Below are 12,216 nucleotides of genomic sequence, written 5' to 3' on the forward strand. Positions count from 1 at the left end.
GCCGGCACCGATCCTCTGGGGACCCGGCGGCGACAATGGTGTCGACCGCACCGCCGGAGGCCTGAGGAAGCATCAGGGGGGCCGCACCTACGACGACAAAGGCCGGCAGCCAGGCTGCCGGCCTTTGTCGTTTTCGCGCTTGTCGCGCTCGCGATATCCCGCGGGCCGGCCTATCCGGCCTCGCGGGTTGTTCTCACCGGCCCCACCGTCAGGTGGGGGACCGGGTCGTGCGCCGCGCGCGGACCGCCCTCGCCGCGTGGGTCGCCCTCACCGCGCCATGGGCGGGCGAGCGCCAACAGGGACGCCACCGAGCACAGCAGCGCGGCCAGCATGATGACCGCCATCGGGGTGGCACTGGTGGAGCCGAACAGGCCGACGAGCGGGGCGGCGACCGCGCCGAACGCGAACTGGGTGCCACCCTGCAGCGCGGCCGCGGCGCCGGCGTTCTCCCGGCCGAGCGTCTGGCCGAGGCTGATGCTCGCCGGGAACATGCCGCCGATCCCGGCCTGGACGACGACCAGGCTGACCCACGTCCCGGCCATGCTCGCGCCGACGGTTGCCAGCAGCAGGGCCTGCAGGACGGCGCCCCCCGCGGCCACCGCCACGGCCCCGGACAGCAGCGTGGTCAGCCGGACCCGGCGCGACAGCCGGCCGAACAGCGAGTTGGCGGCGAGCATCGACGCGGCGTTCGTCGCGAACACGAGGCTGTACATCGCCGCCGACGTCCCGTAGACGCGCTCGAAGACGAAGCTCGATCCGGAGATGTAGGTGAACATCGCGCCGGTCGCGAACGCGCTGGTGAGCACGTAGCCGACGAACGCGCGGCGGCGCAGCAGCCGACCCATCGACGCGAACGTCCCGCCCAGGCCGCCCGCGTGCCGGCGCCGCGGCGGCAGCGACTCGGGCACCGCGAACACCACCGTCGCGACGAGCAGCACGCCGATCACCGCGAGCACCACGAACACGGTCCGCCAGCCGGACAGGGTGAGCACCAGGCTGCCGATCAGCGGGGCGACCACCGGCGCGACGCCGAGCACCATCGCCAGCAGCGCGAAGTAGCGTGGCAGGTCGGGCCCGTGGAACCGGTCGGTGACGACGGCCCGGCTGAGCACCATCCCGGCCGAGGCGGCGAGACCCTGCAGGAAGCGGGCGGCGTCCAGCGTCGCGATGTTCGGCGCCAGCGCGCAGACCACCGACAGCACCGCGAACAGCGACGTGCCGACGAGCAGCGGCCGGCGCCGGCCGATCTTGTCGGACAGCGGGCCGACGAACAGCTGCCCGAGGACGATGCCGGCGAAGAACGTCGTCATCGACAGCTGCACCGCCGAGTCGCTCGCGTGCAGCGACGAGCCCAGGTCCGGGAACCCGGGGATGTACATGTCGGTACCCAACGGGGCGAACGCCGTCAGCGCCCCGAGCGCGACGATGAGTGGCCCGGTCCGCCCGGCCCCGGCCTGTCCGGCCGGGGCGGGGCTGGCCGGGGAAGACCGCGCGACAGGGAGAATCCTCCGCGGCGCGGCATCCGCGTCGGGGGCGCGAGGGTCGTCGCCGATTACCATGCCGCAAAGGGTAGAATATGGTCTACCGGTTAACAATCCTCCGGGGGAGCCTGATGGCCGCCACCTCGTCCCCGCGCGAGCGGTGGGCCGCCGCCCGGCCCGACCTCGACACCTCCCCGATGGAGGTGATCGCGCTGCTCAAGCACGTGCAGGCGCTGCGGGACCTCGCACTCGAGCCGCTCTACGACGGCGCCCCCGCCACCGCGCCCGAGGTCGACGTCCTGATCCACCTGCGCCACGCCGAGCAGCCCGTTATCGCCCGCCGCCTCGCGGAGCGGATGCGCTGCTCCCGCGCCGCGATCAGCAAGACGCTGGCGAGACTCGAAGGCCGCGGCTACGTCGAACGCCAGCCCAGCCCGACCGACCGGCGAGCGGCGCTGATCACGATCTCGCCCGCCGGGGCCGCGGTCGTCGACGCGATCTTCCCCCGGCAGCTCGCGATCGAGGCCGAGCTGCTCGCCGGCCTCGGCCCCGACCGCGCCCGCGTCGTCGAGGCGCTCACCCTCCTCCTCGACACCGTCTCCGGCCGCGTCGCCGCCAACGCCGCCGCGCCCTGACCCGCACCGCGAGGCCCGGACCGCGAGGCCCGGCCGCGGGCGTCAGATTCTGGCCCAGGCCTCGGTGAGGACGGAGTGCAGGATGGACTCCATCTCGTCGAAGTGGCTCTGCTCGCAGATCAGTGGCGGGGAGAGCTGGACGACGGGGTCGCCGCGGTCGTCGGCACGGCAGTACAGGCCGGCCTCGTAGAGCGCGCCGGACAGGAACCCGCGCAGCAGCCGCTCGGACTCGTCCGCGGTGAAGCTCTCCTTCGTCGTCTTGTCCTTGACCAGCTCGATGCCGTAGAAGAAACCGTCGCCGCGGATGTCGCCGACGATCGGCAGGTCGGACAGCTTCTCCAGGGTGGCGCGGAACGCGGCGGCGTTGCGGTCGACGTGGCCGACGAGGTCCTCACGCTCGAAGATGTCCAGGTTCGCCATCGCCACGGCCGCCGACACCGGGTGGCCGCCGAAGGTGTAGCCGTGGGCGAAGGACTCGGTGCCACGAAGGAACGGCTCGACGAGCCGGTCGCTCACGATCATCGCGCCGAGTGGCGCGTAGCCGGAGGTCAGGCCCTTCGCGCAGGTGATGATGTCCGGCTGGTAGCCGTAGCGCTGCGCCCCGAACATCGCGCCGGTCCGGCCGAAGCCGCAGATCACCTCGTCGGAGACGAGCAGCACGTCGTATTCGTCGCAGATCTCGCGGACCCGCTGGAAGTACCCGGGCGGCGGCGGGAAGCAGCCACCGGCGTTCTGCACCGGCTCCAGGAAGACGGCCGCGACCGTGTCCGGCCCCTCCTGTTCGATCGCGACGGCGATCTGCTCGGCGGCCCAACGGCCGAACGCGACCAGGTCATCGCCATGCTCAGGTGCCCGGTAGAAGTTCGTGTTCGGGACGCGGAAGCCGCCGGGCACCAGCGGTTCGAACATCTGCTTGAGCGACGGGATGCCGGTGATCGCGAGCGCTCCCTGGGTGGTGCCGTGGTAGGCGGTGGTGCGGCTGATCACCTTGTGCTTGAGCGGCTTGCCGACGAGCTTGAAGTACTGCTTGGCGAGCTTCCAGGCCGACTCGACGGCCTCGCCGCCGCCGGTGGTGAAGAAGATCCGGTTCAGGTCGCCCGGGGCGAGGCCCGCGACCCGCTCGGCGAGTTCGATGGCGCTCGGGTGCGCGTGCGCCCAGATCGGGAAGAAGGCCAGCTGCTCGGACTGCTTGCGGGCGGCCTCCGCGAGCTCGGCGCGGCCGTGGCCGACCTGGACGACGAAGAGCCCCGCGAGCCCGTCGAGCACCCGGTGGCCCTGGGCGTCCCAGATATAGGGGCCTTCCCCGCGCACGATGACGGGCAGTTCGCCGGCGGTGACCGAGGACAGTCGGGTGAAGTGCGGCCACAGGTGGGCCGCGGCCGACCGGGCGAGCGAGTCGGTGGAGGGGGTGAGGTCGGTCGGGGCTGTCACGGCTGTCCTTCCGCCTGGCCGGCAGGGGTCACCGACGTTACGCCATAAGATCCGTCTCATCATACGGTTATCGCGGAACAGAGGTGACCTTACGAGTGTTTCCGCAGCGTATGATCGACATGGCAACGGTTCCCGCATTGCATCCCCGTGTCGCGCGGACCGCGGCCTGGTGAACCGAGCCGCGTCGGCGTGGCGCTGTTACAAGGGAGCCCAGCTGTGAGGATCGCGATTCCCCGCGAGGTCAAGAACCGCGAGTACCGGGTGGCCGCCACCCCCGCGGGCGTCCACGAGCTGACCCGGCACGGCCACGACGTGTTCGTCGAGGCCGGCGCCGGCACCGGCTCGATGATCACCGATACCGAGTACGCCGCCGCCGGCGCGAAGATCGTCGAGGGTGCCGACGCGACGTGGGCCGTGGGCGACCTGGTCCTCAAGGTCAAGGAACCGGTCGAGGAGGAGTACCACCGGCTGCGCCCCGGCCTGGTGCTGTTCACCTACCTGCACCTGGCCGCGTCGCTGCCCTGTACCCGGGCACTGCTGGACGCACGGGTCACCGCGGTCGGCTACGAGACCGTCGAGCTCACGGACCGGTCGCTGCCGCTGCTCGCGCCCATGTCGGAGGTGGCTGGCCGGCTCGCGCCGCAGGTGGGCGCCCAGGCGCTGCTCGCGGCCGCCGGCGGGCGTGGGGTGCTGCTCGGCGGGGTCCCGGGTGTCGACCCGGGCAGGGTCGTCGTCATCGGTGCGGGTGTGGCCGGGCTCAACGCGACGTCGATCGCGGCCGGCCTGCGCGCGGACGTGACCCTGCTCGACCGCGACCTGGGCCGGCTGCGTGCCGCCGACGCCCGCTTCGAGGGCCGGGTGCGCACCGTCGCCTCCAACGCCTACGAGATCGAGCGGGCGGTGCTCGACGCCGACCTGGTGATCGGCGCGGTGCTGATCCCGGGGACGCGGGCACCGAAACTGGTCACGAACGCGATGGTCGCCCGGATGAGGCCCGGCGCGGTGCTCGTCGACATCTCCGTCGACCAGGGCGGCTGCTTCGAGGACACCCACCCGACGACGCACGACGATCCGACCTATAAGGTGCACGACGCCGTCTTCTACTGCGTCGCGAACATGCCCGGCGCCGTCCCGCGCACCTCCACCCACGCGCTGACGAACGCCACCCTGCCCTACGCGGTGGCCCTCGCCGACCACGGCTGGCGCGGTGCCATGCGCCTCGATCCGGCCCTGTCTCGCGGCCTCAACACCCATGCCGGCGAGGTCACCTGTGCGCCGGTGGCCGAGGCCCATGGCCTCCCCGGCGTTCCCGTCGCCGCCGTGCTCGCCGCCGAAAGCTGACGAACGAGTTCGAACGATGCCAGCTGCCGACAAGCCGCCGACCGGTTGGCGACCGGTCGGCAGCTTGTCGGCGACCGGTCGCCGACTGGTCGTCGACCGGTTGTGGATCAACGAATGAGAACTGGAGGTAGTACCCGGGTACCGCTCCTGGTACTGTTCGGCCCGCCGGGCGCGAGTCGTGTCCGGGGGGCTGGTCGCCGAGAGGGGTGGTCGCCGTGCCGGCAGAGCGTCTGTTGCCGTCCGACGAGGCGCGGGAGCTGGTCGCGCTCGCCGCGGACATCTGCGCCAAGGAAATCGAGCCGCGCATCGCGCGGGACGAGGCCGAGGCGCACTTCCCACGCGAGGTGTTCACGACCCTCGGGCAGGCCGGGCTGCTGAGCCTGCCGTACCCGGAAAGGTTCGGCGGCGGCGAGCAGCCGTTCGAGGTGTACCTCCAGGTCCTGGAGGAGATCGCCTACCGGTCGGCGTCCGTCGCCGTCGGCGTCAGCGTGCACGCGCTCTCCTGCTATCCGCTGGCAAACTTCGGCACCGACACCCAGCGCGAGGAACACCTGGCGCGCCTGCTCTCCGGCGACCTGCTCGGCGCCTACTGCCTGTCCGAGCCGCACGCCGGCTCCGACCCGGCGGCGCTGAAGACCACGGCCACCCCGCCGACCGAGACCGGCGGCGACTATGTCCTTTCCGGCACCAAGGCCTGGGTGACGCACGGCGGCGTCGCCGACTTCTACACCGTGTTCGCCCGCACCGGCGAAGGCCGCGGCGGGATCTCCTGCTTCCTCGTCGACGCGGACACCCCGGGCATGACTCCGCACACGCCCGAACGCAAGATGGGTCTCACCGCGTCCCCGACCACCCAGATCGGTTTCGAGAACGCGGCCGTGCCGGCGAGCCGGCTGATCGGCTCCGAGGGCCAGGGACTCACCATCGCGCTGTCGGCGCTGGACTCCGGCCGGCTCGGGATCGCGGCTGCGGCGACGGGCCTCGCCCAGCGCGCACTCGACGACGCCGTTGTCTACGCCAAGGAGCGAGAGGCGTTTGGCAGGCCCATCATCGACCACCAGGGCCTGGGTTTCCTGCTCGCGGACATGGCGGCGGACGTCGAGTCGGCCAGGGCGACGACCCTCGCCGCGGCCCGGCTGCGCGACGCCGGCCGGCCGTTCTCCAGAGCGGCGAGCATCGCGAAACTCGTCGCCACCGACGCGGCGATGAAGGTCACCGAAGACGCCGTCCAGGTTCTCGGCGGCGCCGGCTACACCAAGGACTACCCGGTAGAGCGCTACATGCGCGAAGCCAAGGTCATGCAAATATTCGAGGGAACCAATCAGATCCAGCGGCTGGTGATCAGCCGGCACCTGGCGAAGGCCTGATCAGGGGCTGTTTCCGCAGGTCACAGGCCCCAGTCGGGGTCTGGTGGGGCGTCGGGTAGCTCGGGGCTCATGTCCGGCTGGGTCCGGTTGAGAGCGGCTGTGTCCGGCGGTCTGTGGCTGAGCTGTGGCTGGGAGCGATCTTCGTTTGGGGGCGCCGGTTGGTCGGTGGTGTCGTCGGCGGCTGCCAGGGCGTCGTCGATCCGCCGGCGGGCGATCTCGTCCTGGCCGGCGATGCACTTGGCGTAGACCATCAGGAGGACGCGGACGGAGTGCCCGGCCCATTCGGCGGCCTGGGTGATGGGGACGCCGGCGTTGAGCCAGCCGGAGACCGCGGCGTGGCGGAGGTCGTAGGGGCGGCGGGCGAGTGGTGAGGCCGCTTCGGCCGGGGTGAGGGCGGCGGCGCGGGCGTCGCGCCAGACCGGGAGATAACGGCTCGCCTTTACCGGTCCGTCGAGGCCGGATCGGAACAGCCGTCCGTCGGCGGTGGTGCCGAACGTGTCGAGGTGGCGCCGCAGGATGGCGACGAGTCGTGGGTTCAGCGGAACTGGTCGAGTTTCGCCTTTCGCGCGGTGTTTGAGTTCCCGTGGCTGGCGGGGAGCGTCCGGGGTGTCAGACCAGCGGGGTGAGATCTCGGGATTGTTGCCGGAGAGAAGTACCTCGCCCCAGCCGGAGGTAGGCAGTGTCAGCTGGTCGAGGCGTAGTTCCTGGAGTTCACCGGGTCGCAGGGCGGCGTGGTAGATCGTGGCGTAGAAGGCCTCGAGTTCGGGTGCCCGTTCGGCGACGGCGGCGAACAGGCGGTGTGCCTGGGCGGGATTGACGACGACGCGGCGATCGATGGCGACCAGTGTGCGTGGCGCCTTCCAGCCGAGGCTGTCGAGTGGGTTGCTGTCTAGATCACCGCGCTCGACGGCGTATTTGATCGCCATGCCGAAGACCTGGCGGCGGCGAGTGATGGTGTTCGCGGCTGCGGGATTGCCGTTCATGCGTCGAGACAGCGCCGCGTTGGCTGCGCGGATGATGTCGGGATCGGCGAGGTCCGTGATGGGTCGGCTATGGCGTTCCATCCAGTCGATCACTGTCGACCACGTCGCGGGTGGCGTGGCGTCGCGTCGTCGGCCCGCCCGGTCGGTGACGGTGCGGGCACCGGTGTTGAACGTCCAGCCGGACAGGGCTTCGCGAGCGAGTTCGGCGAGTTCGGTGGGCATGGGCGCGTCGAAGAGGGCGCCTGTGACTGCGCCGAGTGCCTCGGCGATCGACCGTCGACTTCCCGGAGCCTGTCGCTCGTCCCATTTCGCGTCACAGAAACTGCGGGCTACCTCAAGCCATGTTCGTGGCGGCGGCGGGGGTGGTGCCGCGGCGTGCTGAGCGAGCGCCTCGCGTATGGGGAGTCCGGTCGCGATGTCGAACGCCTCGCCCTTGTTCACAGCGGTCAAGATCTCGGCTCGCCGAGACTCGGCTGCTCTCTTGGTCGGAAAGGTGTGGGTGTTCGCGGTCGGGCGCCCCGCCACCCACCAGCGTGCTTGCCAGCTGGATCGGGTCTTGCCTTTCATCTCGCGTAGCGCCCAGACCCGAACATCGAACGAGGTCTGTCGGGCCTCGTCGGCCTCACCGGTTCCGTCGAAGGCGGCGTTCATGTGGCTGGGTCTCGGGTGAGGCCGTCGAGCCAGGTGTTCAGGTCGTCACGGGCGACCCGGGTCTGCCCGTTGGGCAGTTTGATGGTCTTGGGGCCGGTGCCTTTGCGTTGCCAGGCGTGCCAGGTCGATCGTGGCAGTGGGCCGTCGGGTCCGCCGAGTTCGGTGAGGACCTGGTCGAGGGTGAGCAGGATCCGCTGGTCGGTGCGGGGTGTCGCTTTGATGGCCCGGCTGTTCCGCGTTGGTCTACTCGGCTGCCGCTGCTGGTCTTGGTGGCGCTGTTCAGGTCCTACCGGAGCTGCGAAAGGGGCCGATCTGCTTCCCGGGGTTGGTGGTGTCCGGTGCGCCGGTTGGCCGTGCCCGTTCGCCGGGGCGGTGGATGGCGGCGCTCCGAGGGAAGTCTTGTCCGCCCGGTGCGGTGAGGTATGCATAGCGTTGGACCGTCGGCGGTCATGGCATCCCCGCTGTCACCGTGAACTACATCGCTGGTGACACCGCGCCGGACCAATGCATCAGACCCCAGGCCGGGACGACATCCGCACCCGCACCGCGGATGGCATCTCCGCCACGGTCGATGCAGTCCCGATGGTGCTGGAGCGCGAAAGCCGACCCCACGACCGGAGGATTATGAGTCTTCTGCCCTGACCGGCTGGGCTACTGCCGTCGGCTGACGCAGGCTTCCGGCTGCTGCCGATTTGTGCTGCGGTGTCTGGTGATTGGCTGTGGAACAGGCTCGCTCGATCCTTGCTCGTGCCGGCCGGTGTCGGTTCGTACCGTCGTCTGTGCCGCAGGTCGTCACAGGTTTGTCACCGGCCGAGCATCGTGTTGACACATCGCGCCGACGTCACTGAGGGTTACCGTCCGCCATGCTGCAGACGCTCGAAATCGTAGTGGATATTCCACGCGCTGGCGGCCTGTAGTTTCCGGCATCGGTGCCTCAAGGCCGTTGACCAGCTGTCCGATCCGGCCCTGCGGACCGCCCGACTACCTCGCCCTGTGACAACTAGGCGAACCGGCTCCGGCGCGGTCAGCGCAGCGGCGACCGCTCGTGCCATGACGCCGTGGGCGCGAGGACAGACCAAGCTGTGCGGCCGCGGGCTCTCGCGTTTTGCTCTGAATGTGCCGATATGTCCGGCTGTTTAGGAAAGCGCAGGCTTGGCTGTCGGACTCCGTCCGATGTGCGATCGGGTTGGTGACGTTCTGGGGCCTTGCTGTCAGACTGTGTGGGTATGGCCTTGCGCACGGGGGTGCCGGCGGTGCCGATCAGCTCTGTCCCGCGGCCGGGTGCGTTCGCCAAGCGAGATTTTTTCGTCTCGCACGCCGGTCCGGATTCGGACTGGGCGGAGTGGATCGCCAAGACGCTGGTGGACGCCGGGTACAGCGTCGAATTGGACGTGTGGGACTGGGCTGCAGGGACGAACTTCGTCGCGGCGATGGAGCGGGCGTTGGACGGCGCCCGGCGGATGATCGCGGTGATGAGCCCGGCGTACTTTGAGCGGACCTGGACACGGGTGGAACGCTTTGCGGCGTTCGCCGTCGCGGCGGAATCCGACGGATTTCTTGTACCCGTGCTGGTCGCCACATGCGAAGAAGTGCCGCGGTTGTTTCACCCGCTCATTTGGATCGAACTGGTCGGGTTGACCGAGCCTGCGGCCCGGGTCAAGCTGCTGGATGGGGTGGCGCCTGCGGGACGGAAAGCGACGACGGGACAGATCACCTTCCCGGGAGCAGCAGCGTTCCCAGGCGGACTGACCGCAGTACGGAACCTCCCGGCGAGGAATCTGTTCTTTACGGGTCGGCAGCCTCATCTGGAACGATTGGCGGGGCGGCTGTCCGAGGACGGTGGTACCGGCCGCGTCGCGATCTCGGCAGTACGTGGGGTAGGCGGCGTGGGCAAGAGCCAGCTCGCTTTGGAATACGCCTGGCGGCATGCCGATGCCTACCCCACGGCGATCTGGTGGCTCAATGCTGAGGACCCTGCCGGGTTAGCCGCAGGGATGCTCGAACTCGCCGTGGCCTTCGCATTGGTGACTGACGGCGGACCGCGAGCCGTCCGACGTCGGGTTGGTGCCGAGCTGGGCCGCCGCGGTGATTTCCTTCTGATCTACGACAACGTCGAGGACCTCGACCTGCTGGAAGATCTACCTGCAGGGGGTCACATCCTGCTTACTACCCGCCTTCCCACGGTTGCAGAGCAGATGCCAACGCTGTCTCTAGAGGTATTCCCTCGGTCTGAGGCTGTCCAGCTGCTGCGGCGGCGGGTTCCGGATCTGTCCGCCGCGGACGCCGACCGCCTCGCGGTCGCCGTCGGCGACCTGCCCTTGGCGGTCGCCCAAGCCGGTGCCTACCTCGCCGACACAGGTACTACTCCAACGGCCTATCTCACCGAACTCGCCGCCAGACAGGAGGTGAACGAGCCAGACGGCCTGCGGTCAACCGTCACCACGGCGCTGGTGGAGCTAGCCGACCGCGACCCAGCCGCGCTCGGCCTGCTCCGCCAGCTCGCCTACCTCGCCCCCGAGCCCATCCCGTTGACCGCGCACGCCACCGCCGAGGCAAACACCTCCGTCGGCGGGCTGGCCGTTGCCGACCCGGCCACCACCAGCGAAATCATCGACGCCATCACCCGACTCGACCTTGCGCGCCGCTCCGGAACGCACCTGCTCCTCCACCGTCGCGTACGCACCCTCATCGCCGACACCATCCCCGCCGACCGTCGACGATCGGTGCTCACAAGAACCCTGCGCATGATGGCCACCTCCCATCCCGGCGACCCCGTAATCCCAGCCCACTGGGCCGCCTACGCCGATCTCACTCCGCACGTCACCGCCCTGTCCGACCTTCTTCACGACCCGCAGATGTCCGAACCCCCGGGCTTCCGGCGCCTCCTGCTCGACGTATGCCGCTACCTCTCCAGCAGCGGCCAGTACCAGCAAGCCCATCAGCTCGCCTCTCGCACCCGGACGCGCTGGACCACGGCCCTCGGCCCCGACCATCCCGACACCCTGAGCTCAGCAAGCAACGTCGCCATCGATCTCGCCGCGCTCGGAGATAACCAGGCGGCACGGGCGTTGGACGAGGACACGTTGACCCGCCGCCGCCGCGTCCTCGGCGACGACAATCCCGAAACCCTGCGCTCGGCGCACGGCCTGTCGATCCGACTGGCCGCGCTCGGCGACCTACACGCAGCACGGACGCTTACGGAAGACACCCACACCCGCCTACACCGCCTACTCGGCCCAGACGACCCCGACACCCTGCGCTCCGCCAACAGCCTTGCCATCCGGCTTGCCGCACTCGGGGAACTCAAGGCGGCGCGAACGCTGGACGAAGACACCTTGACCCGCCGCCGCCGCGCCCTCGGCGACGACCATCCCGAAACGCTCACCTCCGCATCCAATCTGGCTATCCGCCTGGCCGCGCTCGGAGAGATTCAGGCGGCACGGATCCTGGACGAGGACACGTTGCAACGTCGCCGCCGAGTCTTCGGCGATAGTCATCCCGAAACCCTGCGCTCGGCGAACAACCTCGCTGTCCGCCTCGCAGCGCTCGGAGAGCTACAGGCAGCACGCGCGCTCGCCGAGGACACGTTGACCCGTCGACGACGCGTCCTTGGCGATAACCATCCCGAAACCCTGCGCTCGGCGAACAACCTCGCTGTCCGCCTCGCAGCGCTCGGAGAGCTAGAAGCAGCACGCGCCTTGAACGAGGACACCCTGACTCGCCGCCGCCGACTCCTCGGCGACGACCACCCCGACACCCTCACCTCAGCGCATTTCCTCGCCACAGACCTCGCCGCACTCGGCCAACTCCAAGCAGCGCACACCTTGAACGAGGACACCCTGACACGGCGCCGCCGACTCCTCGGCGAGGACCACCCTGACACCCTCACCTCAGCGAACAGCCTCGCCAGCGACCTCTCCGCACTCGGCGAACATCAAGCAGCACAGACACTGGCCGAAGACACCCTGACCCGTCGCCGGCGCATCCTCGGAGATGACCACCCAGACACTCACCAAAGCGAGCAGCTTCTACGAGAGGTGCAAGAGCATGGTCGCCGTCCCGCAGACCGTTGAGAACCAGCCACGTCCCTGCAGATCATCGAACACCTGATACGGAGTCCTCGCCGCAAGGCGGTACAGGCGGTCGGCCGCCCGACCAGATGGCCGAGACAAGATCGCAAACGAGGCCACCGCTCACGCTCTCCCTCGCCGACCTGTTCCACGGCTAGGCCTATTGCACCGGCCGGGACCATGATCTTCTCGGCGACCACAGCATGATCATCCAGGTGAAGCGTAGCCCGTCTGAGGCCGCGCATTGGCCGCGGCCG

At 69.7% G+C, this 12,216-nt stretch carries 7 protein-coding genes; 4 read left to right on the forward strand and 3 right to left on the reverse strand.

Features of this window, described 5'->3' with window-relative positions; genetic code table 11:
• Window positions 1-170: 170 nt before the first annotated feature.
• Window positions 171-1,559: a multidrug effflux MFS transporter gene (locus tag FRCN3DRAFT_RS44165; protein ID WP_007513588.1), complete on the reverse strand. Its 1,389-nt coding sequence runs from the start codon at window positions 1,557-1,559 to the stop codon at window positions 171-173.
• A 53-nt stretch (window positions 1,560-1,612) separates the two neighbouring features.
• Between FRCN3DRAFT_RS44165 and FRCN3DRAFT_RS0212290 the strand changes: the two genes are divergently transcribed.
• Entirely contained in the window at window positions 1,613-2,116 is a 504-nt protein-coding gene (locus FRCN3DRAFT_RS0212290) for a MarR family winged helix-turn-helix transcriptional regulator (protein WP_035924698.1), read from the forward strand.
• Between the two features lie 42 nt (window positions 2,117-2,158).
• On the opposite strand, the gene FRCN3DRAFT_RS0212295 is transcribed toward FRCN3DRAFT_RS0212290, so the two are convergent.
• Entirely contained in the window at window positions 2,159-3,547 is a 1,389-nt protein-coding gene (locus tag FRCN3DRAFT_RS0212295) for an aspartate aminotransferase family protein (protein WP_007513583.1), read from the reverse strand.
• Between the two features lie 216 nt (window positions 3,548-3,763).
• Between FRCN3DRAFT_RS0212295 and ald the strand changes: the two genes are divergently transcribed.
• Both ald and FRCN3DRAFT_RS0212305 read left to right on the forward strand, forming a co-directional pair.
• Window positions 3,764-4,888, forward strand: a complete 1,125-nt coding sequence (gene ald / locus FRCN3DRAFT_RS0212300) for an alanine dehydrogenase (protein WP_007513581.1) — start codon at window positions 3,764-3,766, stop codon at window positions 4,886-4,888.
• A 215-nt stretch (window positions 4,889-5,103) separates the two neighbouring features.
• Window positions 5,104-6,255: an acyl-CoA dehydrogenase family protein gene (locus FRCN3DRAFT_RS0212305; protein ID WP_007513578.1), complete on the forward strand. Its 1,152-nt coding sequence runs from the start codon at window positions 5,104-5,106 to the stop codon at window positions 6,253-6,255.
• Window positions 6,256-6,275: 20 nt separating this feature from the next.
• Here the strand turns inward: FRCN3DRAFT_RS0212305 and FRCN3DRAFT_RS0212310 are convergent, their stop codons facing one another.
• Window positions 6,276-7,679 carry a tyrosine-type recombinase/integrase gene (locus tag FRCN3DRAFT_RS0212310; RefSeq protein ID WP_232794020.1) on the reverse strand — a complete coding sequence of 468 codons (1,404 nt, stop codon included), beginning with the start codon at window positions 7,677-7,679 and terminating at the stop codon, window positions 6,276-6,278.
• A gap of 1,436 nt (window positions 7,680-9,115) precedes the next feature.
• Between FRCN3DRAFT_RS0212310 and fxsT the strand changes: the two genes are divergently transcribed.
• Entirely contained in the window at window positions 9,116-11,962 is a 2,847-nt protein-coding gene (gene fxsT / locus FRCN3DRAFT_RS44170; RefSeq protein ID WP_007513575.1) for an FxSxx-COOH system tetratricopeptide repeat protein, read from the forward strand.
• The last annotated feature ends 254 nt before the right edge of the window (window positions 11,963-12,216 follow it).

Origin of the sequence: Pseudofrankia saprophytica, from assembly GCF_000235425.2 — a bacterium.
GTDB lineage: Bacteria > Actinomycetota > Actinomycetes > Frankiales > Frankiaceae > Pseudofrankia > Pseudofrankia saprophytica.